A 22,265-nucleotide genomic window follows, 5' to 3' on the forward strand; every position below is an offset into this window, starting at 1 on the left:
GCGCTGAAGAAATAGAACAAATCACCCGCATGTGGGCAGCTCGATTGTGCCCGGGGCCTCCATCGTTTGTGCAGAAGAAGACGGGTGGCAGGAGGGCAGGCAGCCAGGCGGGAGGCTATTGCCGCGAGTCGGGCTCGCTGCCTTGGCGGCGGCGGAGCCACTCCAGGAACTTCTCGTGCTCGGCGGGTTGCTGGCGGGAGTGCACGAGGTGGCGAACGCTGTGCCCGGTGATGAGCTGGCAGACCTCACCGACGAGGTTCTTCACGTGATCGCCGACGCGCTCCAGGCTCTGCGTCATGTAGAGCAAGTGGAAGCTGCCGCTGCGCGATTCGCCTTCCTGGTTCTCGATGTGGCGGAGGAAGATGAGATTGCGCAGGCGGTCGACCTCGGCGTCGGCCTTGAGAACGGCCATGACGCGGTTCAGATCGCGGTCGGCAAAGGCCTTCAGCGCGTCGACGAGCATTCCGGTAAGGACGCCGGCCATGGCCGCCAGGTCCTTGAGATCGCGCTTCTCGAGGCGGGCGGAAACGCTCTGACCGCGGTTCACCACGTTGAGCAGCAGGTCGCCGATACGCTCCAGTTCCAGCAAGAACTTCAGGCAGGCGAGCAGCTCTCGGATGTCGGGCTCGCTGGCGCCGGAGATTTCCTCGACGATGCCTTCGTTGACCAGGCGATTCAGATGATCGAGCTCTTCCTCGTACTGGCGGATGCGGTTCAGGAGGTCGGGCTTGTTGCGGGGGAGTTCGCGCGAGACCAGTTCGCAGCCGACGCGAGCGATCTCGCCGGCACGCAGCGTGAGGTCGCGGATGCTGGCGCGCGAAGGAACCTGACCGGGATTTGCAATCGATGCCATGGACCGCCCCGTGCCGCGATTTACCATTATGAGCCCACTTCCTAGCATCGAAGGGAAGAAGATAGCCGGAAGGCAGCACGGCGGGCGGTGACGAATGTCATGTGGGGCTGTGATGTCGAGTGAGGCCTCCGGATTGGGGGAAATCGCGTCGTATGTAGTACTACTTCTTTCGCGGCACGGAAAATGCGGCCCCGAAGCGGTGGGTCCGTTTCAGAAGACGTGTTCGACTTTATCGCCCGCGAAGACCAGCGAGGTCAGCTGCCGAGTCCCCGTGGGGGTCTCTTCAAAGCGCTGCTCGGAGCGCGCCGCCTGGCTGGGGAGCGCCTGCATCTTGCAGGAGATCCGGTATTCCTTCTTCTCGCCGCGCATCGCCTTGAAGAGCATGATATGGCGCTCGCCTTCCATCACGTGCGTGACCCAATAGGAACCGGCGGGAAGCACAACATCACCGGCGCGAGCGGGCTCGCGCAACGTCAGATCGCGAGTCTTGCCGACAGTGTTGTCCTGGGCCGCGACCAGCGTGGCCAGCACGATGAGGGCAAGCATCAGGAGCCCAAGTCTCAGGAAGAGAGGAGCGGAATTGCCTTTCATAACCGCCTCCAATCAGACTGAGATACAAGGCCGACCCTTGCCTCTCAGCCTAATAAAACGATAACCCGTCTGGCCACATTTGGCGGTGACGCGGGTCACATTGCTTGGGACAAAGTCCCGAATGGAGAAAGGTTTTTTCGCAGTTTCTGAACGGGAACAAGCGCCAGGGATGAAAATGTTCCATTCCGAGAACTATCCCAGGAGGCGGTGAAGCCGATGTCTGATGTGGTGATCGTGGGCGGCGGCGTGGCCGGGCTGCAAGCGGCGGTGTTGCTGGGCGGCGCGGGACTGAAGGTCACGCTGCTGGAGGCGCACGAGTGCCTGGGAGGGCGGCTCCGCACGCTGAACCTGGGAGGAGGGGAGCTACCGATCGAACTGGGGGCGGAGTTCGTACACGGGAGGCCGCCGGAGATCCTTTCGATCGCGGAGGCGGCTGGGCTGGGCCTGCGCGAAGTCGCGGGGGAGCCGTGGTCTTCCGACCAGGGACGGCTGGAGCCATGCGGAGGTCTTCTCCAAGACATCGAGCGTGTGATGCAGAAAATGGCGGAGCCGCGAGAGCGCGACCGGTCGTTCCGCGAGTTTATCGACGAGTGCTTCCCAGAGGAAAACGAAGGGAAGGCAGACGCGATGCGCTACGTGGAGGGCTTCCACGCCGCCCGCCCGGAGAAGATCAGCGTGCGGGCGCTGGCGCGGGGCGAGGAGGCGTCGGCGCAGATCGAGGGCGAGAGGCACTATTGGGTGGCGCAGGGATATGAAGCATTGGTGCGTTACTTGCGGGCGCAACTTCGGGGCTCGGTCGAGGTGTGCCTGGGGACGGTGGTGCATGAGATCCGCTGGCGTGCGCAGCAGGTGGAGGTGCGAGCGAACCGCGGGGGAGGGCAGCAGACGTTCACTGCGCCACGGGCGTTGATCACATTGCCGCTGGCGGTGTTGCAGGCAGCGCCGGGAGAGCCGGGGGCAGTGCGGTTCGAGCCCGAGCTGAGCGACAAGCGCGAGCCGCTCCGCCTGCTGGAGATGGGCGCCGCGCTGCGCATCACGCTCCGCTTCCGGCATCGCTTCTGGGACGAGTTGCAGGGCGGACGCTTGAAAGGGATGAGTTTTCTTTTTTCGCGCGATCCCGATGTGCCGACCTGGTGGGCGAAGCTCGACAGCCGCATGCTGACGGGCTGGGCCGGCGGGCCGAGGGGTGAGCGAATGGCAGAGTGCTCCGAGGGGGAGTTCGCGCAGCGCGCTATGACGTCGCTGGCGCGGATCCTGGGAGTGGAGCGCGGGCGATTGGAGTTGCTGGTGGAGTCGGCGCACACGCACAACTGGGTCACCGATCCGTATTGCCGGGGCGGGTACAGCTATGTGTTGGCCGGCGGCGAGAACGCGCCCCGGCAACTGGCGGCGCCCGTGGCCGACACCCTGTTCTTCGCCGGAGAGGCGACGGAGTTCACCGGGCACAATGCCACCGTGAATGGTGCCATGGCAAGCGGGACCCGGGCGGCGAACGAGATACTGGATCGGGTCATCGGGTGAGCGGAGGTCGGGTCAGCAGGGGCGGGGAGCGGATCAATTGCATGTGGGCGGTCGTACCCGCTAGGATGCTGGCCCGAGGGTGAGATTCCAGATGAAATCGCTACTATTTCCAATTGTCGCTATCTTCATCGTGATGGGCGCGGGGGCGGCGCTGTTCCTCCCGGCGCAGGCCAGCCCGGAGGACGCGCGGCTGCGCGGGGCGTACCGCTTCGACAAAGGCGGGTGGATCTACGTTCACCTGGAGGGGTCGCCGGAGCAGATCGGATTCCAGCACGGCTACCTGCTGGCGCCGGAGATCGCCGATGCGATGGAAACCTACAAGCTGCGGGCGACGCACGACACGAAACGGGACTGGAGTTTCTTCCGCCAGGCGGCCCGCGAGATGTTGTGGCCGCACATCGAATTGGAATACCAGCAGGAGCTGCAGGGCATCGTCGAGGGCTTGAAGGCGCACGGAGTGAAGCTCGAAGTGGACGAAGTGGTGGCGCTCAATGCCATGGAAGAGCTGGCGGATTATTACGTCCCGTGGCTGGACGCGCAGCAGAGATCGGAGAACCCGCCCAAGCTGGCCGCGCCGGGAAACTGCAGCGCGTTCATCGCCACGGGCAGCTACACGCGCGACGGGAAGATCGTGGTCGCGCACAACAACTGGACCAGCTACCTGCAAGGCGAGCGCTGGACGGTGATCTTCGACATCGTGCCGCGGAAGGGGGAGCGCATTTTCATGGACGGCTTCCCTGGGGTGATCACGAGCGACGACGACTTCGGCGTAAATGCCGCTGGAATCGTGGTGACAGAGACGACCATCACGCAGTTCAAGGGCTTCGATCCCAAGGGCAAGCCCGAATTCGTGCGCTCGCGGAAGGCGATGCAGTACGCGAAATCCATCGATGACTGGGTCTCGATCATGCGCGACGGCAACAATGGCGGGTACGCCAACGACTGGCTGGTGGGGGACAACAAGACGGGGGAGATCGCGCAGGTGGAATTGGGCCTCAAGAACACGCCGGTGTGGCGTACGAAGGACGGATATTTCCACGGCTCGAATTGGGCGCGCGACCCGAAATTGATCGCAGAAGAAACCGGCTTCGACGCGAAGAACCCTCGCAGCTCGCCGAACGCACGGCGTGCGCGCTGGGAGCAGCTCATCGAAGGGTCGAAAGGGAAGATCGACACGGCTTTCGCACAGACGGCGCTGGCCGACCACTACGACGTGATCGACAAGCGGGAGCAGGCCAATGAGCGGACGCTGTGCGGGCACGCGGACGCCACTTCGCGCGGAATCCCGGAGTGGGTTTGGGGTCCCAACTACCCCGGGGGCGCAGTGCAGGGCAAGGCGATGGACAGCAAGATGGCGTCGGCGCTCAGCTTCACGGCGCGCGCCGGACACCCGTGCGGCGCCGACTTCCAGGTCAAGGACTTCCTGGCGGAACATCCCGAGTATTCCTGGCAGGCGTCGAAGTTGCGCGACATGAAGTCCGGCCCGTGGACGCTGTTCACGGCAGGGCAAAAGCCGTGAGCAGCAGCCGTGCTTGCGCTGAATCTCAAGAGGGGGCGTGCGACAGGTTGGGGGCGAGGGCGCAGTCACGTGCCTAAGAATCAGGGAGGAGGTGGGCGGAAGGGGGAGTCCGCCCACCCTGCTCGAGAGCTACCGCTGCTTTCGCTCTCGTGAGAAGTCGCGAAGCTGGAGGAAGCCGAAAGTGGTCGGTATCGCCAGCAAGCACAGGGCGGCGACAACGTTGATGAGCATCATGCGTCGAACCTCGCTTCCTCGTGCTTGCCCTTGCCGCAGGAGCGGTCCCACCAGGCGCGCTGGCGACGGGACTCGAGGCTGGCGGCAAGGTAGTCGCGCCCGGCGGCGAGCATGTGGTCGCGCATACCGCGGCGTCGAATCTCGTTGTTGAGCAGGTCGGCGGCTTCGGCGGGAGTGACGGGCATGCCCACCTCGCTGGCCAACTGCATGACATCCGCTGCCGAAATCTCAGCGATCACTTTGGCGGTCCAGAATTTCTCTTCAGCTTCCATAAGGGCCTCCTCCCACAAGGACGAACCCGATTACAGGTTCCATTGAAATCTGGAGTGGCCACTCGGCACAGGACATGTGTCACCGACTGTTGTGATTTTCATCACATGGGGCGGAGGGGGCTCTGGTGGGAGTTCGGGAGAATAGGAAAGGCGCGGCTGAAAAAGCGCCGCGCCATACCGCAGCAATCATCAGGAGGGCTGCCCTATGCAGCTAGGTCGTCTTCTTTCTGCCTGTGGCCCGAATCCTGGTTCTAAGCGGCGGCCTTGGGGCTGCGCTCTACAGCACATTCCTCTCCACTGTGCTCTGGGTTCTCGCCCGGCTCGGGAAAATCGGTGTCAGCGCCCTTGATCATGGGATCCTGATCGCGATGCGGCAATTGTCCCCTCATCGAGGTCTGGGGCTTATCGAAGGGGTTGTCTTCTTCAAAGGCGCCCTTATGGAAATCGTTGTCGCGATCGTGCAGATGGAGGATGGTGGCCATCGGTTGACCCTCCTTTTTCCCAAGCGCCGCGCCCCGTCGGAGACTGCGCAGCGCCCACAGATCTGACCCGACAAGCCGCTGCTGTCCCCGATCGTAGTGGGGCGGAATGCGGGTTTCAGTGTCGGCGGTCACCGAGCAGTGTGCGGAGAGCAACTTTCTTCCCGATCCGGGTTTGCATGGGCACGGGGAAAATGGCCGACCAAAATCAGCCGCCTCCTTGAGTCGTGCCGTTGCGTCCGCCCAGAGGGGCCCTTGAGTAAGGGGGGCGAATGCGGCCGGGCGCCTATCGATAAGGGAATCGTTGGGCGCCAGCGACAGCCCGTGGGTGCGGCTCCCGGACAGCCTCCGGGGGCCGTTTCAGTTTCCGCAACTTCTTGCGATGCGAAGGGTTTTCGGGGGCAGGCCAGGCACAAGAGCGCCGCTCCTGCGGATTCAGGTCTCTCTCACGACAGGACACTCGCCTCCCGCCGCACGGGAGGCGCTTTTTATTTACGGGGCAGGCGGAGGGTGGATAGAATCCGAGCAACGATATGAGCACGCCCGGCCCAGTCTTCCGTCCCTACGAACGGCTGGTCAAAATCACAGTCAAAGGCAAAGAGTACGAGGTGCCGGACGGCAACATGCTGCTGCGCGCGCTGCAGTACCTTGCGCCGGAGACCATCTCCTATGGCCGCTTCTGCTGGAACGAGGAATGCCAGTACTGCCGCGTGACCTACGATCTGGGAGAGGGAACGGCCCAGCACGTCGCCCTGTCGTGCAAGGTGATCGTGCAATCCGGCATGCGGGTCGTGGATTGCGCCGCGGAGGTGAAGTACTGCCTGCGGACTCTGCCGTCGGAATAGTCCGCTAACGCTTGCCGGCCGGCGGTTTGCGTCCGGTGACGCCGAGCTGCCGGAGGCGGTCGCGGGCCTGGGTAGCCTCCACTGAGCGGGGATAGCGTGCGATGAGGTTGTTCAGCTCCTGGGTCCCTTCTTTCTTCTGGCCAAGCTCGAGCAGGGCGTAACCCTTCTTGAGCTGCGCGGCAGCGGCCTTGTTTCCGCCGGGGTACTGCTGGACAACGAGATCGTAGTCCTTGATGGCCTGCTCGAAGTTCTGCTGCCGGTAGTCGATCTCGCCGATGTAGAACTGGGCGTTCCCCGCCAGATCCGTATTCCCATAAAACTTCAAGTAATCCGCGAACTCTTGCACCGCAAGCTGATATTTAGCCGCGTTATAGTCGCGCAGGGCATTGTTGTAGAGAACGTCGGGCGGAGGAGCCTGGTCCGGGGTGGGAGTGGCCGCGCCCGGGGGCAGATTCTGTCCGGCCCCGGTCATGTCGTCCAACTGCTTGCTGACCTTGGCGACGCGCGCCTTCATCTCGTCCAGCGAGTCGTGCAAGGCCTGGATCTGGGCGGAAAGCTGGTCGAGCTTGGCCGCGTTGTCGGTGCTCTGTTGCTGCAGGGTCTTTTGCAGGCCGCCGACAGCAGAGGTCGCCTTGTTGATGTTGTCGGTGCTTTGCTCGATCAGATTGCGCATGACACCCATGCGCTCGTCGAACGACTGCTGCATCTTGGACATCTGGTCCTGCAGCAACTGTACCTGGGTCTGGAGTTGGATGATCTCCTTGGACACGCCAAGGGCCGGCGTGGTGGAGAGCACGGCGATAGACAAGAGAGCGAGCAGAGCAATCTTCTTGGTCATAAATAGTCCGTAGGATGCGGGACTGCTACGCATCGTGAATAAACTCACAGGGCAAAAGCAGCCACAGAGGACGCAGAAGAGGCAAAGGTCCGCGATCGCCTGCGTCGCCGTGGCCCGACCGACAAAGGGGCGTGGACCGGGCGCTGGGCCCGGCCCACACAGGTTGAGCTACCTCTGGTACACGAAGTGAGCGCGCCGGTTCCTCTGCCAGCACGTCTCGTTGCTCTCAGTGCAGACCGGCTTCTCCTTGCCGTAGCTGATGGTCTTGATGCGGTCGGCGCTGACCCCGGCCTGGGCCAGGAAGTTCTTGGCGGCATTGGCGCGGTTGTCGCCAAGGCCGAGGTTGTACTCGGTGGAACCGCGCTCGTCGCAGTGTCCCTCGATGGTGAAGCGGATGTTGGGATGCTGGGCCAGGAACTGGGCGCCGGCCTGGAGGGCCTGCTGCGCGTCGGGACGGATGTCGTACTTGTCATAATCGAAGAACGCATCCTTGACATTCTGCGCGAACAGCTCCTCGTCGGTCGCGCCGACGACGGCCGGCGGCGGAGGCACGGAGACGGTCACGCGCGCCGTGGCATCCTGGGTGCCGCCCGGGCCTTTGGCGGTCAGGCGGAAGGTGGTCGAATCCGACGGCGAAACCTGGCGTGAGCCGCTGGGCTCCACCGTACCGAGACCTCCGATAGAGACGTCCGTGGCGTTCTGCGTCTGCCAGGTAAGGGTCGTGGACTGTCCCCTCTCGATGGCGCTGGGATTGGCCGTCAGCGAGGCCGTGGGGGCCGGCGGAGGCGGCGGAGGCGGCGGAGGCGGTGTCTCCTTCTTTTTGCAGCCGCTTACAGTCATCAGCACCGCGAATGATGCAACCAAGAACAACCATTTCATCCTGTTCTGCTTCACCTCATCCTCCAGTGCGAGCGATCTCGCCATGGCGGCGGTCTGTGCCGCCGTCCGACTTACTGAGATGCGACAACAACATGATGGAACACCGGGTACACGCTACTTGAAACTCCAGTTGGGCATCGTGTTTCTTCCCTGGGTCGTAAGCTGGCGGACTTGAGTGCCGTCGGCCAGCATGGTCCAAATCTGATCGGAGCCGGAGCGGTTGGACTGAAAGACTATATGCCGTCCATCGGGAGACCAGGACGGAGAATCGTTGCGGCCAGTCGCGCTGGTCAACTGCACCCACTGCTTGCTGGCGACGTCCATTATATAGATGTCTTGCGCTCCCGGTTCGCCCGGCCCGTACCTGCGGAACCAGGCGAAGAGCAGGAATTGGCCGTTGGGCGACCAGGCAGGCGAGACGGCGTAGCCGCCATCGGTCATGCGCTGGAGATTGGCGCCGTCGGCGTCCATGAGATAGATCTGCGGCAAGCCGGTGCGACCACTGACAAAGGCGATCTGCGCGCCGCTCTTGGGATTGAAGCAGGGCGAGATGTCCGTCCCGCGGTAGTTGGTCAGGCGCTTCATGTTTGCTCCTGTCTCTGCGTCCGCGACGTAGATCTCGGGATCGCCGGTGCGGGAGGAAGAGAGAGCCAGCTTGCTGCCGTCGGGGGACCAGGCGGGCGAAGCATTGGTGCCGCCGAAGCGCGGAAAGGTGACCAGCCGGTTCAGCTCCAGGGACCACACCAGAATGTCCACACCGCCCTTGGCGAAGGAGCTGAAGGCCACGCGCGAGCCGTCGGGCGAGATGCGGGGCGACAGGGAAATGGAGCCCAGGTGCGTCACTTGCTTCTGGTTGGCGCCGTCGTAGTCCATCTCCCAGACTTCCTTGTGGCCGCTGCGGTCGCTAATAAAGAAGATCCTGCTTTCGGCGATGCCCTGGATGCCGCCACCAAGACGAAAAATGATCTCGTTGGCGAAGCGGTGGGCGATGAGGCGCGCGTTGTCGGCAGTGGCGGCCTCGCGGTACTGCTTGCCCAAGACCTGCGGCGACTGCGCGTTCTTGACGTCGTACAGCCAGCCCTGCACGCTCACCTGGCCGGCGGCGCCGCCGAGATTGCCGAAGGCCACCATGCTGGCGTTGGGCGGGGGATTCGACCACGCCCCCAGATTCATCTCCTGCGGCGTGCCCGGCACCTGGAGGGGGTAGAAGCTCTTCGAGACCATGTCGAAGATGCCCGCATTCTCCAGGTCGTAGAAAAGGGTCTCGTTGAATGCCTTGAGCAGGTCGGGAGTCGGGGCTTCCGGGGTTGTGGCCTTGAAGTCCGCGGCGGCGAGCCGGACCCTCTCGACCCCGAGGCCGGTGCCGGTGCGGATCCAATCCTGCTGGGCGGCAGCCCCGGCCGCGCACGCCAGCACCGCGAACAGGACTGCGAGTGAGCGCCTCATCCACAAGTATCGCTTTCCGATATTACTACGCTCCATCGGCATCTCTCAATCATCTCCGGTAGTCGAACCAGAATTCGACCGACACCCGGCTGCCGGAGTAGTCCGGGGGCAGGGGGCCGAAAGTTTCGATGCGCTGAAGCGCACGGACAGCGGACTGGTCCAGCGAAGGGATGCCACTGGACTGCTCCAGTTCGATGTTGGTGGCGGAGCCGTCGCGCAGGATATCGAAGGTGATGTAGACGCGGCGGGCGGCGGTGATGCTGGGATCGATCTCGTATTTCATCCAGTTCTCGGAAACCTTGCGGCGGACGGCGTCCACGTACCAGGCGTAGCGGCTGCCGAAGTCCCCGCCGCCGCCGGTGAAGCCAAAGCCGCCCTTTGCGCCCCCGGACTGGAAGACCCCGTAGGGCCCGCTGACCGGCCCGCCCTGCCCGAAGGGCGCGATGTTCTCTTTCGGAGGCTCGATCTTCCTGGCCGTGGTGCTGCGCTGCGGCCCGGGCCTGCGCTTGGTCTCGCGCTCGGGGATGGGGATGGCTTCCGGCGCCTCTTCTTTGGTTCGCGGCAGCGACTGGGTGAGCCCCTTGGAGTCGTGGGCGACGATGTTCTGGGTCTGCACCTGGCTGGCGGGTAACGGGATGCTGTTCACCAGCGTGGCATGGATGGCGCCGCCGCCACCGGTGCCGCCCCATGTCTCGGCGCGGGAGCCGACGAACAACACGGTGTAGAAGAACATGCCGCCGAACAGGACGGAGTGGAGGATGACGGACCAGGCCAGCGGCCGTTTCCACTCCTCGCGTTCGAAGAAGATGTCAGCGCTGACCGGCATTCTTGATCTCGAGCGGCTGGGTCACGATGCTCACGTTGGTGATGCCCGCCTGTTGGACCGCGTCCATGACAGTGGCAAAGGCGCCGAAGGGCACGTTCTCGTCGGCGCGCACGTAGATCGGCTGGTGCTGCGGGTCGCGGATCTTCTGCCGCAACTTAGCGCCGATCTCGTTGATGTTCACCGGGTCATTCCCCAAAAAGACACGTTGCGATCGGGTGATGGAGATGACGACCCGCTCTTCCGTGATCTCCTTGACCGTCTTGGTCTTGGGCACCGCGACCTCGATGCCCGACTGCAGCACCGGCGCGGTGATCATGAAGATGATCAGCAGCACCAGCACCACATCCACAAAGGGAGTGACGTTGATCTCGGAAAGGGTGCGGCCGCGAGGGACAATGGTCGGCATCGGCTACCCCGGTGGCTCAGGGCGCTCGATGGCGTTCAGGAACTCGAGCGCGAAATCGTCCATGCGCGCGCTGAACTCGCGCAAAGAGTGGGTGAACAGGTTGTAAGCGATGACCGCCGGGATGGCGGCGAACAGGCCGGCGGCGGTGGTGACGAGCGCCTCGGAGATGCCGGGGGCGACGGCGCGCAAGGTGGCGGCGCCGGCCGTGCCCAGCCCGTGAAAGGCGTCGATGATCCCCCAGACGGTGCCGAACAGCCCGATGAAGGGGGTCACGGCGCCGGTGGTGGCGAGCCAGGGCAAGCGCCGCTCCAGGCGGGTGAGCTCCTCCGAAGCGGCGATCTGCAACGAGCGCTGCACGGCGGTCATGCTGCGCACCACGCCGGTCGGGTTGCCGAGCTGGCGGCGATACTCCTCGAAGCCGTACTCGAATACCGTGACCAACGGGCTGGGACGGAACTGGTCGGCGACCGTGGCCACGTCCTGGAGGCGCGCCGCCTTGCGGAAGGCGCGCACGAAGCGGCCGCTCTGCTGGCGGGCGCGGCTGATGGTCTGCCACTTGGAAAGGATGATCGCCCAGGAAAACAGGCTGAAGAACAGCAGGATGACGAGGACGATCTTGGCGACGATCCCGCTCTGCAGAATCAGACTGACGATCGCGCCGCCGATGTACAGACAGGGGATTGTGAGCACTGACATTTCCGGCTTCGACCGTAGCACCAGCGGGAGCAGGGCGTCAATGACACGACAGGCGCAGGTACCGGGTGCGGAGGGTGTGAACCAGCGAGACAGAGGGTGAAGGAAGCTGTGCTAGACTGCGCAAAACTTTCCTGACTCGAGATCCTGGTGCTGCTCGAACTACGCGTCGAAAACTACGCGGTCATCGACAACGTGGCGGTGGAGTTCGGCCCGGGGCTGAACCTGCTGACCGGGGAAACAGGCGCCGGGAAATCCATCCTGGTCAATGCGCTCTCGTTACTCCTGGGAGAGAAAGCATCTCCCGACATGGTTCGCCATGGGGCGGAGAAGGCGGTGGTGTCGGCGGTATTCGAAGTCGAAGGCAAGCGGGTGCCCGCCATCCTGCAAGAGCACGGCATCGATTCCGAGGACATCGAACTGATCCTGCGGCGCGAGATTGGCGCCAAAGGGCGAGTCTTCATCAACAACCAGCCAGCCACGGTAGCGGTGCTGAAACAGCTGGCGTCGGAGCTGGCGGCGGTGCACGCGCAGAGCGAGGCCATCGTTTCCTTCGACGCGGCATCGCGGCTGGAGCTGCTGGACGCATTCGCGGGCGCAGACACCAGCGGCGCCGAGGCGGCCTACGGGAAATGGCGAGAGATCCAGGGCCGCATCACCGAGTTGGAGCGCAACGAGCAAGACCGGTTGCGGTTGGTGGACCTGTGGTCCTTCCAGAAAAAAGAGATTGATTCGGCGAAGCTTGAGTCGGGCGAGGACGAGCGACTTGAAAGCGAGAAGCGCGTCCTGGCGAACGCGGAGAAGATCTACGCATCGGCTATGGGGGCTTACGACGCGCTCTATGAAGCGAACGGCTCGGCGGCGACTTCGATGCGCGCTGCCTCGCGGCAGATCGAGGAGCTGGCGCGCTACGACGGCAAGTTCCAGGAGATGGTGGCGGCGCTGGAGTCGGCGCGGGCGACGGTCGAGGACGCCGGGGCCACGTTGCGCGATTATGCCGGCGGCATCGACGCTTCCCCGGAGCGCCTGGCCGAGATCGAAGACCGGCTGGCCCTGCTGGATCGCCTCAAGCGCAAGTACGGGCAGACCCTGGACGACGTGATCGCCTACGGCGCCGAGGCCGCCCGCAAGCTGAATGAAGTCGAGAACCGCGACGAGGTGCTGAAGGAGCTGCGGAAGGAGCTGGCCAAGGCGGCCGGCGAATACCTCGCGGCGGCACGCGGGCTCTCGAAAAAACGGTATGAGGCCGCGAAGAAGCTGGAGAAGCTGGTCGAAGCGGAGATCAACGAGCTGGCGATGAAGGCACGCTTCCGGATCGAGATCAGCGGAAGCGACGAAGCAGGGAACTGGGCTGCGAGCGGCTTTGACCGCGTGAGCTACATGATCGCGACGAATCCCGGCGATCCCATGCATCCGGTAGAGGAGATCGCCTCGGGTGGGGAGCTGTCGCGGGTGCTGCTGGCGCTCAAGGCCACCGCGGAGAGCGCCACCAGCGGCAAGGCCAGGCGCAAGGTGCAGCGCACACTGGTCTTCGACGAGATCGACAACGGCATCGGAGGGCGTGCGGCCGAGGCCGTGGGAAGGAAGCTCAAGTCACTGGCCCGGTCCAACCAGGTCCTCTGCATCACTCACCTGCCGCAGATCGCCGCCTTCGCCGACCTGCACCATTTGATCCAGAAAAAGGAAAGCCAGGGGCGGATGAAGACTTCCGTACGGCGCCTGACATCGGAAGAGCGCACGGAGGAACTGGCCCGTATGCTCAGCGGGGCCAAGTTGACCGAAACTTCGCGCAAGCACGCCGAGCAATTATTGAAGGCGAATGCATGAGCACCCCACCGGCAGCGTTGTCCTCCTCCCCGATCGAACCGGAGAAGAGCTGGTTCGCCCGTCACCTTCTGGTCACGATCATCATGGGGCTCGCGATCGCGTTTACCGCATTCGTCGTCGTGGTGCTGGGTGTGGTCATGATGAGCCTGAGGTCGAGTGACGTGTACCGCGAGGCTGTCGCCCGGGCGCAGCAGGCGCCTGCCGTGCGCGAGCGGCTGGGAACGCCCATCGAGGCGGGATGGTTCACCTCGGGCAGCATCAACGTGAGCGGGCCGTCCGGCAGCGCCGATCTGGCGATCCCGATCTCCGGGCCCACGGGGAAAGCCACCATCTATGTTGTCGGGAAAAAGAGGATGGGGAGGTGGGAACTCCAAGCTCTGGAGGTGGCAGTCGAGGGCCAGGCAGAGCGTGTGCGGCTGCCCGTCGGTGCGGCCTCGGTGCAGGAGCAGTGACCACGCCTTTTCACATTCCCCCATTTCCTGAGCCAATCCTAATTCCCTAAGTTTCTATGAGTTACATTGACCATGAAACGGGAGTGATATAACTTTGCACCTCCGTGTCCAGAAGCTTTCGGTATACTGGTTGAGGGATGAGACCACTCGAAAACGGTAAGACCCTGCTCTTGTTGAAGCCGCGCGGCTTCTGTGCCGGGGTAGTGCGCGCCATCGACATCGTGCGCATCGCCTTGGAGACCTTCGGCCCGCCTATCTACGTCCGCAAGGAGATCGTCCACAACCGCTACGTGGTCGAGGAGTTAACCTCCAAAGGGGCGATCTTCGTGGACGGTGTGGAGGAAGTCCCGGAGGGCGAGCGGGTCATCTACAGCGCCCACGGGGTCTCGCCCGAGGTGCGGGATGGCAGCAGCCTCCGGCGTCTGCGGGTGATCGATGCTACCTGTCCCCTGGTGACCAAGGTCCATGTGGAGGCGGTCAAGTATGCCCGCGAGGGCTACAGCATCATCCTGATCGGCCATCGCGATCACGACGAAGTCATTGGCACGCTGGGTGAAGCGCCCGAGGTGACGCAGGTGGTGGGGTCCCCGGAACAGGTCGAGGCGCTGGTGGTGCCCGATCCCAAGCGCGTGGCGTACCTGACGCAGACGACGCTCAGCCTGGACGAAACTGCCGACATCATCGCTGCGCTCAAGAAGAAGTACCCCACGATCGAGGGCCCCGCCGCGTCCGACATCTGCTACGCCACGCAAAACCGGCAGACGGCGGTCAAAGAGGTGGCCCACCAGACCGACTTGTTGCTGGTGGTGGGGTCGGACAACAGCTCAAATTCCAATCGCCTGGTGGAAGTGGCGCGCAACCACGGCACGCCCTCCTACCTGATCGAGAATTACAAAGCGATCGACGCGAAGTGGCTGGCCGGGGTCAAGACCGTGACCCTGACGGCCGGGGCATCGGCCCCCGAGTGCCTGGTCGAGGAAGTGGTTTCGTATCTCACCCAGGTCGGATACGACAACGTCCGCGAGATCGAGGTGATGCCGGAGAACGTGCGTTTCGGGCTGCCTCCCGAGATCGTGGAAGCCATCGCCCCCGCCGCGGCGAATGCGGAGTAAACAGATCGATGGATAACTCCCCCGGCGGGCAGCAACGGCCCGCCCCCATGATTTTTGGCAAGATCGACGGCTTGATGAGCCGCGTGGGTGCATCCCTGGATGCGACCCGCAAGTATTTCTTCTCGCTACAGCACGAGGACGGCTACTGGTGCGGCGAATTGGAAGCCGACACCACCCTCGAGTCGGACTACATCGTGCTCCATGCCCTGCTCGGCACGGGCGACCCGCGGCGCATCGCCAAGGCGGCGAACTACATCCTCCAGCACCAGAACGAGGACGGCGGCTGGGGCATCTATCAGGGGGGCCCGTCGAACATCAGCGCCTCGGTCAAAGCGTACTTCGGACTGAAGCTCGCCGGGTACGAAGCCGGCCATCCGGCGCTGGCGCGGGCGCGGAAGAAGATCCACGAGCTGGGGGGCGTGACCGCGGTCAACACCTTCACCAAGATCTATCTGTGCTTCTTCGGGCAGTACGATTATGACTGCGTGCCGGCGGTGCCGCCGGAGATCGTGCTGTTCCCCAACTGGTTCTGGTTCAACATCTACGAGATCTCGTCATGGTCGCGGGGCATCCTGGTGCCGCTGGCCATCGCCTACGCCAGGAAGCCGTTCAAGAAGATCCCGCCCGAGATGGGGGTGCAAGAGCTGTTCGTCAAAGGGCGCACCAAGAAGAACATGCGCCTGCATTGGGACAAGAAGCTGATCAGCTGGCGGAACTTCTTCCTGGTGCTGGACCGCATCACCCACTGGTTCGAAATGGTGCATGTGCGGCCGCTGCGCTCCATCGCCATCCGCAAGGCCGAAGAGTGGATGCTGGAGCGGTTCGAGATGAGCGACGGCCTGGGCGCCATCTATCCGGCGATGATGAACTCGATCATCGCGCTGCGCTGCCTGGGATATTCGCTCGACGATCCGCAGCTGATCCGCGCCATGGACGAGTTCGAAAAGCTGGGCATCGAAGAGGACGACACCTTCCGCATGCAGCCGTGCAAGTCTCCTATCTGGGACACGGCCTATGGAGCGTTCGCCCTGGCCGAGAGCGGGGTCTCGCGCACCGACCCCCGGCTGGTGAAGGCCATCGACTGGATGCTCAAGAAGCAGGTCACCCAGCGCGGCGACTGGTACATCAAGAACAAGAACGCGCCGCCGGGCGGCTGGTACTTCGAGTTCAACAACGAATACTACCCGGACGTGGACGACACGGCGCAGGTGCTGCTGGCGCTGTCGCGCGTCGACCACCCGGACGAGAGCTACCAGCTCAAGTCCATCAAGCGCGCGATGGACTGGCTGTTCTCCCTGCAGTGCGAGAAGGGCGGATGGGCGTCGTTCGACCGCGACAACGAAAAGATGGTCTTCCAGTACATCCCCTTCGCCGACCACAACGCCATGCTCGATCCGCCCACGGTGGACATCACCGGACGGGTGCTGGAGATGCTGGCAGCGTTCGGGTACACGCGGCAGGACGTGGCCGTGCACCGCGCCATCGAGTTCATCAAGCGGGAGCAGGAGCCGGACGGGTCCTGGTTCGGCCGCTGGGGCGTGAATTATCTCTACGGGACCATGCAGGTGCTGCGGGGGCTGGAGGCGATGGGAGAGGACACCCACGAAGCCTATATCCAGCATGCCGCGGAGTGGATCCGCTCGGTGCAGAACCCCGACGGCGGCTGGGGCGAGACCTGCGGGTCGTACGATGATCCGGCGACCAAGGGGGTGGGGCCGAGCACGCCTTCGCAGACGGCGTGGGCCATCCTGGGCCTGCTGGCGGCCGGTGACACGCGCAGCGATTCGCTGACCCAGGGCGTGGCCTACCTGCTGCGCACGCAGGAGAAAGACGGCTCGTGGCGCGTCCCGCCATTCACCGGGACGGGCTTCCCGCGCGTGTTCTATCTGAAGTACCACCTGTACGAGGTCTATTTTCCGTTGCTGGCGCTGACGACCTACCAGCGAGTGTTCGGCGTTTTGCAGGAGAGCGGCAACAGGATCTCCGAGCGGGGCAGGCGGCAGGCGGAACAGGAGTAGAAGATTGCCGGTACCGATCTCACAGATGTGGACGGTTGCCACCTACGTGGTGCGGCAGAAGCTGAAGGGCCGCAAACGCTATCCGCTCGTCCTGATGCTGGAGCCGCTGTTCCGCTGTAACCTGGCATGCGCCGGATGCGGCAAGATCCAGTACCCCGGCCACGTGTTGAAGATGCAGCTTACGCCGGAAGAGTGCTTCCGGGCGGTCGATGAGTGCGGCACACCAACCGTGGCTATTCCCGGAGGCGAGCCGCTGCTGCATGCGCAGATCGGCGAAATCGTCGAGGGCCTGGTGGCGCGCAAGAAGTACGTCTACCTGTGCACCAATGCGCTCCTGCTGAAGCAGAAGATCCACTTGTTCAAGCCGAGCAAGTACTTGACCTTCTCCGTCCACCTGGACGGCCAGCGGGAGCACCACGATTTTTCCGTCTGCCTCGAGGGCGGCTACGAAAAGGCGGTGGAGGGGATCAGAGAGGCGCTGGCTCGCGGGTTCCGGGTCACGACCAACACGACGCTGTTCGACGGCGCCGATGCGAAAAGCGTCCGCGCCTTTTTCGACGAGATGATGGAGCTGGGGATCGAGGGCATGATGCTCTCGCCCGGCTACTCCTACGAGAAAGCCCCCGACCAGCACCACTTCCTGGGGCGGGCGCGCACGCGACGGCTGTTCCGCGCCATCCTGTCGAACCGCAAGCCGAACTGGCGTTTCAACATGTCGCCCCTGTTCCTGGAATTCCTGATGGGCAAGCGCGAGTATCGCTGCACGCCGTGGGGGATGCCGACCTATAACGTCTTCGGGTGGCAGAAGCCCTGTTACCTGCTCCAGGATGGATACGCCGATTCCTTCGCAGAACTGTTGGAAAGCACGGAGTGGGAGCACTACGGCACGGAATCGGGGAACCCCAAGTGCGCCAATTGCATGGTGCACAGCGGCTACGAAGCCTCGGCGGTGAACGATACGTTCGGATCGCTGCGCGCCTTGTGGGCCACAGCCCGCGCGACGTTTTCCCATGAGTACAAGGATCCGGAGGCCCTTGAGCTTCTGACAGAGCCGGTGCAGCCCGTGCATTCGTTCGAGCCACTGGTGCAGATCGAGGAGCAGGTGCCGCAGGAGACCCGTCCGTGAGCGGCCGAGAAGCAGGGCGCGAAATCGATCCGCAGGCGCTGGAGGTGGTTCCCGGAGCCGAGCGGGACCACATCGAAGGCTGGGTCCCGGAGGTTGCCACCGAAGAGGATCTGCGGGTAGCCCTGGAGCAGGCGTTCAGTTATCGCGGCGACGTGGTGATCACGCGCAAGGACGGCTCGAAGATCGAGGGCTATATTTTCGACCGGCGGACTGGCCGGACGCTGGCTGACTCCTACGTGCGGGTGCTGCCCAAGGACAGCAGCGGGAAACTCTCGGTCTCATACGCCGATATCGCCGGTCTGGCATTTTCGGGGCGCGACATGGCGGCGGGCAAGAGCTGGGAAAACTGGGTGCGACAGTACCGGGAACGGCGAGCCGCGGGCGAGAAGAACATTTCGCTGCAGCCGGAAGCGATCGAGTAGCGGCCACCGAGCGTGGCGATGAAAGTCTTTGTCACAGGCGCTACGGGTTTCCTGGGAAGCCACGTAGCGCGCGCTCTTTCACAACAGGGAGCGGACCTTCGCCTACTGGTCCGGAAAACGAGCCGTACGGACCTGATCGATCCGCTCAATGCAGAGCGGGTCACGGGTGACCTGCGGGAACCGGACACGCTCAAGACGGCGATGGATGGCTGCGAGATGGTCTTCCACGTGGCCGCCGACTATCGGCTCTGGATCCCCGATCCGGACGAGATGTACCGGTCGAACGTCGAAGGAACGCGCACCATCATCCGGGCGGCACAGGAGGCGGGGGTACGGCGGATCGTTTACACCTCGACGGTGGCCACGATGGGCTTCACCGCGAATGGACGTCCGGCGGACGAGGATTCGCCGGTCGCGCTGGCGGACATGATCGGCCACTACAAGCGCTCGAAGTTCATGGCCGAGCAGGTGGCGCTGGAGGCCGGGCGGAGCGGACTGGACGTGGTGGTGGTGAATCCGACCGCGCCGATCGGAGAACAGGACATCAAGCCCACCCCGACCGGTCGGATCGTGGTGGACTTCTTAAAGAAGAAGTTCCCGGCCTACGTGGATACGGGCATGAACCTGGTGGACGTGGCCGAGGTAGCGAAGGGGCATCTGCTGGCGGCGGAGAAGGCGCGTCCGGGGGAACGGTACATCCTGGGCGGCGAGAACCTGACGCTGAAGCAGATCCTGGACAAGCTGGCAGCGATCACCGGCCTGCCCTCGCCAAGAGTGAAGCTCCCGTACGCGGTGGCGCTGGCAGCGGGGGTGGTGGACACGGTGGTGACGGGCCGTTTGCTGAGGCGCGAACCGCGCGTGACTCTGGACGCGGTCCGCATGGGGCGTAAGAAGATGTTTGCGTCTTCGGCCAAGGCCGAACGCGAACTGGGTTGGAAGACGGTCGCCGTGGACGGCGCGCTGCGCCGCGCGGTGGAATGGTTCCGGGCACATGGATATGCCTAAGATCGGCATCATTACGGCGATGCCTCGCGAGGTCGCAGGGCTGGTGAGGAACTGGCGGAGCGTCACGCTGGGATCGCGGGGCAGGAACTGGAACGCGTTCCAGACTGAGCGCGCGGTATTGGTATGTGCCGGGATCGGTCCACTGCCCGCAGGCCGGGCCGCCGAAGCGGTTGCCAAGCAGGGTGTGGAGGTGTTGATCTCAGCCGGCTTCGCCGGAGCGCTGGTGCCTCGTATGCGAGCGGGAGCCCCGTTCACGCCGGAGGTGGTGGTGGACGCGGAAACCGGCGCGCGCTTCCGGGCCGTGTTCGGGGGCGGGGTGCTGGCGAGCGCCACGCGGGTGCTGCGCGAGGAGGAGAAATCCGACCTGGCGCACAGATACGACGCCCAGTGCGTGGACATGGAAGCCGCCACCGTGGCGGCGGTGGCGGATCGCCATGGCTGCGGGTTCCTGGCGGTGAAGGCGATCTCCGACACGCTGGAATTTCCCCTGCCACCGGTCGAGCCGTTCATCGACGCGGAGGGCAGGTTCCAGGAGGCGAAGTTCGTGGGCCATGTGGCGTTGCGGCCCCACCTGTGGAGGAGTGTGGCCCGGCTGGCCGCGAACCAGCGCAAGGCCGCGCAAACGATCTGCGGCGTGCTGGACGCGATCCTTCAGATCGATGACCTCCGCAGCGTACGCGGCAAGCTCAGACCAAGCATGAAGTTCTTGTAGATGACCGTCGCAGCACAACCCGTAACAGGCACCCGCCGGGATGCGATCCCGGGAACGATGCTCGCGGCGGTGTACCACGGCAAGGGCGATGTGCGCCTGGAAGCTGTACCCGTACCGCAGGCCGGGCCAGGCGAGATCCTGATCCGCGTCCATACCTGCGGCATTTGCGGGACGGACTTGAAGAAGATCTCCACCGGGTCGCACTCAGCGCCCCGCATCTTCGGCCACGAGACGGCGGGCATAGTGGCGGCGGTGGGCGACGGGGTGACCGCGGTCACCGTCGGAGACCGGGTAATGGCCTTCCACCACATCCCCTGCGGTGAGTGCTACTACTGCCGGCACAAGGTGTTCGCCCAGTGCGCGGTGTACAAGAAGGTGGGATGTACGGCCGGGTTCGAGCCCAGTGGCGGCGGATTCGCCGAGTACGTACGGGTCATGGATTGGATCGTCCGCAAGGGCGTGGTCAAGATCCCGGATGGCGTCTCTTACGAGCAGGCGTCGTTCATCGAACCGGTCAACACGTGCATGAAGGGCATTGAGACCTTGCGCCCGCAGCCGGGAGAGACGGTACTGGTGGTCGGGCAAGGCCCCATCGGGGTCATTCTGGGATTCCTCGCCCAACGATATGGAGCCCGTGTTATAACTTCCGATTTGTACAGTGAGAGGCTTACAATAGCTAAATCGTTTGGGCTCACGTGCACCATTGACGCCTCGAGGCAGGACACGGTGAAACAGGTGCATCAATGGAGCGAGGGCCGCGGGGCCGATGCTGTCGTACTGGCCACGGCTGGCAACAGCTTGATCCCGCTCGGCATGGACGCGGCGCGTCCGGGTGGGCGGGTGATGTTATTCGCCCAGACCGTTCGGGGCGAGGCTTTCATCGACCCGGCGGCGATCTGCGTGGACGAAAAGGCGCTTTTGGGCTCGTACAGCGCTTCCGTGGATTTACAGGAAGAATCAGTGCGGTTCGTTTTCAGCGGGGAGATGGATCTGACCCGCCTGATCTCGCACCGCTTTTCACTGGGGCAAGCGGTGGAGGCGTTGAATCTGGCTGCTCATCCGCATCCGGACTCGATGAAGGTGGTTATTCAGCCGGGCAGCTCTTGGGAAGGAAACTGATGGTGAACGGACACATGACAGCGGCGGTCCTCTACGGAAAAGAGGACGTCAAGATCGAGAAGGTTCCCATCCCCCGTGTGGGCGAGGGGGAAGTCCTGATCAAGGTACAGGTCGCGTTGACGTGCGGCACCGACCTGAAGGTGTACCAGCGCGGCTACCACGCCCGCATGATCGTCCCGCCGGCCCTGTTCGGACATGAGCTGGCCGGGATCATCGAAGAGGTCGGGCCCAACGTCCGCGGCTTTAAGAAAGGCATGCGGGTCGTGGCGCTGAATTCGGCGCCCTGCCAGATGTGCTTCTACTGTTCCAAGCACCAGGAGAACCTGTGCGAGGACCTGCTATTCAATAACGGCGCGTATGCCGAGTACATCAAGATCCCGCGGCGCATCGTCGAGAGCAACATGCTGGCGATCCCCAACAACGTCAGCTACGAGGAAGCCGCCATGGCGGAACCTCTGGCCTGCGTGCTCCGCGGACTGCACGAGACCAACGTGGAGATCGGCGACACCGTGGTGGTGATCGGCGGCGGGCCCATCGGCCTGATGTTCGTGCAGGTGGCCAAGCTGACCGGCTGCAACGTGATCGCGGTGGTCAAGCGGGACGCGCAGGTCACCGCTGCCAAGCGCTTCGGGGCGGACGACATCGTGCAGATCGGTGACGTCGAGGACCCGGTGGAGGCGGTTCGCGCCCTCAGTCCGGACCGGCGCGGCGCCGACGTCGTGGTGGAAGCTGTGGGCCGTCCCCAGGCCTGGGAGTGGTCGGTGGACATGGTGCGGAAAGGCGGCACGGTGAATTTCTTCGGCGGATGCGCCAGCGGAACGCGCGTCGCCCTGGACACGAACCGCCTGCACTATTCGGAGATCAGCCTGAAAGCGACATTCCACCACACGCCAGAGGCAGTGCGGAAGGCGTTCGCGCTGATCACCGAAAGGAAGATCCGCGGGACCGACTACATCACCGGGGAAGCGCCGCTTTCGCGGTTGCAGCAGGTGCTGCGGCACATGCTGAACCGCAACGGGGACATCAAGACCGCGATCATCCCCGGGCACTGACCGCCGGCGGCGGGAGTC

The 22,265-nt window shown here is 64.0% G+C and carries 23 protein-coding genes; 13 read left to right on the plus strand and 10 right to left on the minus strand.

Going from position 1 to position 22,265, the window contains the following annotated elements:
- Positions 1–115: 115 nt before the first annotated feature.
- Positions 116–853, minus strand: a complete 738-nt coding sequence (locus LAN37_05325; protein MBZ5646628.1) for a phosphate uptake regulator PhoU — start codon at positions 851–853, stop codon at positions 116–118.
- Positions 854–1,063: 210 nt separating this feature from the next.
- Positions 1,064–1,444, minus strand: a complete 381-nt coding sequence (locus LAN37_05330) for a hypothetical protein (GenBank protein MBZ5646629.1) — start codon at positions 1,442–1,444, stop codon at positions 1,064–1,066.
- 216 nt (positions 1,445–1,660) lie between these two features.
- Here LAN37_05330 and LAN37_05335 point away from each other — a divergent pair, with 216 nt between their 5' ends.
- Together LAN37_05335 and LAN37_05340 are read left to right on the plus strand one after the other, a co-directional pair.
- Entirely contained in the window at positions 1,661–2,965 is a 1,305-nt protein-coding gene (locus LAN37_05335; GenBank protein MBZ5646630.1) for an FAD-dependent oxidoreductase, read from the plus strand.
- Between the two features lie 133 nt (positions 2,966–3,098).
- Positions 3,099–4,484, plus strand: a complete 1,386-nt coding sequence (locus LAN37_05340; protein MBZ5646631.1) for a peptidase C45 — start codon at positions 3,099–3,101, stop codon at positions 4,482–4,484.
- A 230-nt stretch (positions 4,485–4,714) separates the two neighbouring features.
- Here the strand turns inward: LAN37_05340 and LAN37_05345 are convergent, their stop codons facing one another.
- Both LAN37_05345 and LAN37_05350 read right to left on the minus strand, forming a co-directional pair.
- Complete coding sequence (locus LAN37_05345; GenBank protein ID MBZ5646632.1) at positions 4,715–4,990, minus strand: hypothetical protein; 276 nt, start codon at positions 4,988–4,990, stop codon at positions 4,715–4,717.
- 251 nt (positions 4,991–5,241) lie between these two features.
- Complete coding sequence (locus LAN37_05350) at positions 5,242–5,472, minus strand: hypothetical protein (protein MBZ5646633.1); 231 nt, start codon at positions 5,470–5,472, stop codon at positions 5,242–5,244.
- Between the two features lie 530 nt (positions 5,473–6,002).
- On the opposite strand from LAN37_05350, the gene LAN37_05355 reads away from it, so the two are divergent.
- On the plus strand, positions 6,003–6,314 hold the full coding sequence (locus LAN37_05355) for a (2Fe-2S)-binding protein (GenBank protein MBZ5646634.1): 312 nt from the start codon (positions 6,003–6,005) through the stop codon (positions 6,312–6,314).
- 4 nt (positions 6,315–6,318) lie between these two features.
- On the opposite strand, the gene bamD is transcribed toward LAN37_05355, so the two are convergent.
- From bamD to tolQ, 6 genes are all read right to left on the minus strand, one after another.
- Positions 6,319–7,152 carry an outer membrane protein assembly factor BamD gene (bamD, locus tag LAN37_05360; GenBank protein MBZ5646635.1) on the minus strand — a complete coding sequence of 278 codons (834 nt, stop codon included), beginning with the start codon at positions 7,150–7,152 and terminating at the stop codon, positions 6,319–6,321.
- 168 nt (positions 7,153–7,320) lie between these two features.
- Entirely contained in the window at positions 7,321–8,031 is a 711-nt protein-coding gene (gene pal / locus LAN37_05365; protein ID MBZ5646636.1) for a peptidoglycan-associated lipoprotein Pal, read from the minus strand.
- A gap of 114 nt (positions 8,032–8,145) precedes the next feature.
- Positions 8,146–9,477 carry a Tol-Pal system beta propeller repeat protein TolB gene (tolB, locus tag LAN37_05370; protein ID MBZ5646637.1) on the minus strand — a complete coding sequence of 444 codons (1,332 nt, stop codon included), beginning with the start codon at positions 9,475–9,477 and terminating at the stop codon, positions 8,146–8,148.
- A 49-nt stretch (positions 9,478–9,526) separates the two neighbouring features.
- Entirely contained in the window at positions 9,527–10,303 is a 777-nt protein-coding gene (locus tag LAN37_05375; GenBank protein ID MBZ5646638.1) for a TonB C-terminal domain-containing protein, read from the minus strand.
- Positions 10,287–10,709 carry a biopolymer transporter ExbD gene (locus tag LAN37_05380; protein ID MBZ5646639.1) on the minus strand — a complete coding sequence of 141 codons (423 nt, stop codon included), beginning with the start codon at positions 10,707–10,709 and terminating at the stop codon, positions 10,287–10,289. The genes LAN37_05375 and LAN37_05380 overlap by 17 nt, the downstream gene beginning before the upstream one ends.
- 3 nt (positions 10,710–10,712) lie before the next feature.
- Positions 10,713–11,405, minus strand: a complete 693-nt coding sequence (gene tolQ, locus LAN37_05385; GenBank protein ID MBZ5646640.1) for a protein TolQ — start codon at positions 11,403–11,405, stop codon at positions 10,713–10,715.
- A 147-nt stretch (positions 11,406–11,552) separates the two neighbouring features.
- Between tolQ and recN the strand changes: the two genes are divergently transcribed.
- The 10 genes from recN to LAN37_05435 all read left to right on the plus strand — a co-directional run bounded on the left by recN (position 11,553) and on the right by LAN37_05435 (position 22,247).
- Positions 11,553–13,229 (plus strand): DNA repair protein RecN, encoded by a 1,677-nt coding sequence (gene recN, locus LAN37_05390; GenBank protein MBZ5646641.1) that lies wholly within the window; start codon positions 11,553–11,555, stop codon positions 13,227–13,229.
- Entirely contained in the window at positions 13,226–13,681 is a 456-nt protein-coding gene (locus LAN37_05395; GenBank protein ID MBZ5646642.1) for a cytochrome c oxidase assembly factor 1 family protein, read from the plus strand. The genes recN and LAN37_05395 overlap by 4 nt, the downstream gene beginning before the upstream one ends.
- 137 nt (positions 13,682–13,818) lie before the next feature.
- Positions 13,819–14,793 carry a 4-hydroxy-3-methylbut-2-enyl diphosphate reductase gene (locus LAN37_05400; protein ID MBZ5646643.1) on the plus strand — a complete coding sequence of 325 codons (975 nt, stop codon included), beginning with the start codon at positions 13,819–13,821 and terminating at the stop codon, positions 14,791–14,793.
- 8 nt (positions 14,794–14,801) lie between these two features.
- Complete coding sequence (gene shc, locus LAN37_05405) at positions 14,802–16,811, plus strand: squalene--hopene cyclase (GenBank protein MBZ5646644.1); 2,010 nt, start codon at positions 14,802–14,804, stop codon at positions 16,809–16,811.
- 4 nt (positions 16,812–16,815) lie between these two features.
- Positions 16,816–17,937 (plus strand): adenosyl-hopene transferase HpnH, encoded by a 1,122-nt coding sequence (hpnH, locus tag LAN37_05410; protein MBZ5646645.1) that lies wholly within the window; start codon positions 16,816–16,818, stop codon positions 17,935–17,937.
- A 23-nt stretch (positions 17,938–17,960) separates the two neighbouring features.
- Positions 17,961–18,359 (plus strand): hypothetical protein, encoded by a 399-nt coding sequence (locus LAN37_05415; GenBank protein MBZ5646646.1) that lies wholly within the window; start codon positions 17,961–17,963, stop codon positions 18,357–18,359.
- 18 nt (positions 18,360–18,377) lie between these two features.
- Entirely contained in the window at positions 18,378–19,364 is a 987-nt protein-coding gene (locus tag LAN37_05420; protein ID MBZ5646647.1) for an NAD-dependent epimerase/dehydratase family protein, read from the plus strand.
- Positions 19,351–20,076 carry a hypothetical protein gene (locus LAN37_05425; GenBank protein ID MBZ5646648.1) on the plus strand — a complete coding sequence of 242 codons (726 nt, stop codon included), beginning with the start codon at positions 19,351–19,353 and terminating at the stop codon, positions 20,074–20,076. Before LAN37_05420 ends, LAN37_05425 begins: the two co-directional genes overlap by 14 nt.
- Entirely contained in the window at positions 20,077–21,195 is a 1,119-nt protein-coding gene (locus LAN37_05430) for a zinc-dependent dehydrogenase (GenBank protein MBZ5646649.1), read from the plus strand.
- A 14-nt stretch (positions 21,196–21,209) separates the two neighbouring features.
- Positions 21,210–22,247 (plus strand): zinc-binding dehydrogenase, encoded by a 1,038-nt coding sequence (locus tag LAN37_05435; protein MBZ5646650.1) that lies wholly within the window; start codon positions 21,210–21,212, stop codon positions 22,245–22,247.
- The last annotated feature ends 18 nt before the right edge of the window (positions 22,248–22,265 follow it).

The sequence above is a fragment of the Terriglobia bacterium genome (genome assembly GCA_020073495.1).
Taxonomy (GTDB): Bacteria; Acidobacteriota; Terriglobia; order Terriglobales; family Acidobacteriaceae; genus JAIQFD01.

Excerpts from the sequence above, each read along its gene's own strand:
- LAN37_05335 (MBZ5646630.1), top strand. The coding sequence starts at position 1,661 with ATGTCTGATGTGGTGATCGTGGGCGGCGGCGTGGCCGGGCTGCAAGCG.
- LAN37_05375 (MBZ5646638.1), bottom strand. The coding sequence starts at position 10,303 with ATGCCGGTCAGCGCTGACATCTTCTTCGAACGCGAGGAGTGGAAACGG.
- LAN37_05425 (MBZ5646648.1), top strand. The coding sequence starts at position 19,351 with ATGGATATGCCTAAGATCGGCATCATTACGGCGATGCCTCGCGAGGTC.
- LAN37_05430 (MBZ5646649.1), top strand. The coding sequence starts at position 20,077 with ATGACCGTCGCAGCACAACCCGTAACAGGCACCCGCCGGGATGCGATC.
- LAN37_05350 (MBZ5646633.1), bottom strand. The coding sequence starts at position 5,472 with ATGGCCACCATCCTCCATCTGCACGATCGCGACAACGATTTCCATAAG.
- bamD (MBZ5646635.1), bottom strand. The coding sequence starts at position 7,152 with ATGACCAAGAAGATTGCTCTGCTCGCTCTCTTGTCTATCGCCGTGCTC.
- LAN37_05345 (MBZ5646632.1), bottom strand. The coding sequence starts at position 4,990 with ATGGAAGCTGAAGAGAAATTCTGGACCGCCAAAGTGATCGCTGAGATT.
- LAN37_05340 (MBZ5646631.1), top strand. The coding sequence starts at position 3,099 with ATGGGCGCGGGGGCGGCGCTGTTCCTCCCGGCGCAGGCCAGCCCGGAG.
- LAN37_05325 (MBZ5646628.1), bottom strand. The coding sequence starts at position 853 with ATGGCATCGATTGCAAATCCCGGTCAGGTTCCTTCGCGCGCCAGCATC.
- LAN37_05355 (MBZ5646634.1), top strand. The coding sequence starts at position 6,003 with ATGAGCACGCCCGGCCCAGTCTTCCGTCCCTACGAACGGCTGGTCAAA.
- tolQ (MBZ5646640.1), bottom strand. The coding sequence starts at position 11,405 with ATGTCAGTGCTCACAATCCCCTGTCTGTACATCGGCGGCGCGATCGTC.
- pal (MBZ5646636.1), bottom strand. The coding sequence starts at position 8,031 with ATGAAATGGTTGTTCTTGGTTGCATCATTCGCGGTGCTGATGACTGTA.
- LAN37_05435 (MBZ5646650.1), top strand. The coding sequence starts at position 21,210 with ATGACAGCGGCGGTCCTCTACGGAAAAGAGGACGTCAAGATCGAGAAG.
- LAN37_05330 (MBZ5646629.1), bottom strand. The coding sequence starts at position 1,444 with ATGAAAGGCAATTCCGCTCCTCTCTTCCTGAGACTTGGGCTCCTGATG.
- LAN37_05380 (MBZ5646639.1), bottom strand. The coding sequence starts at position 10,709 with ATGCCGACCATTGTCCCTCGCGGCCGCACCCTTTCCGAGATCAACGTC.
- shc (MBZ5646644.1), top strand. The coding sequence starts at position 14,802 with ATGGATAACTCCCCCGGCGGGCAGCAACGGCCCGCCCCCATGATTTTT.
- LAN37_05400 (MBZ5646643.1), top strand. The coding sequence starts at position 13,819 with ATGAGACCACTCGAAAACGGTAAGACCCTGCTCTTGTTGAAGCCGCGC.
- LAN37_05420 (MBZ5646647.1), top strand. The coding sequence starts at position 18,378 with ATGAAAGTCTTTGTCACAGGCGCTACGGGTTTCCTGGGAAGCCACGTA.
- tolB (MBZ5646637.1), bottom strand. The coding sequence starts at position 9,477 with ATGAGGCGCTCACTCGCAGTCCTGTTCGCGGTGCTGGCGTGCGCGGCC.
- LAN37_05395 (MBZ5646642.1), top strand. The coding sequence starts at position 13,226 with ATGAGCACCCCACCGGCAGCGTTGTCCTCCTCCCCGATCGAACCGGAG.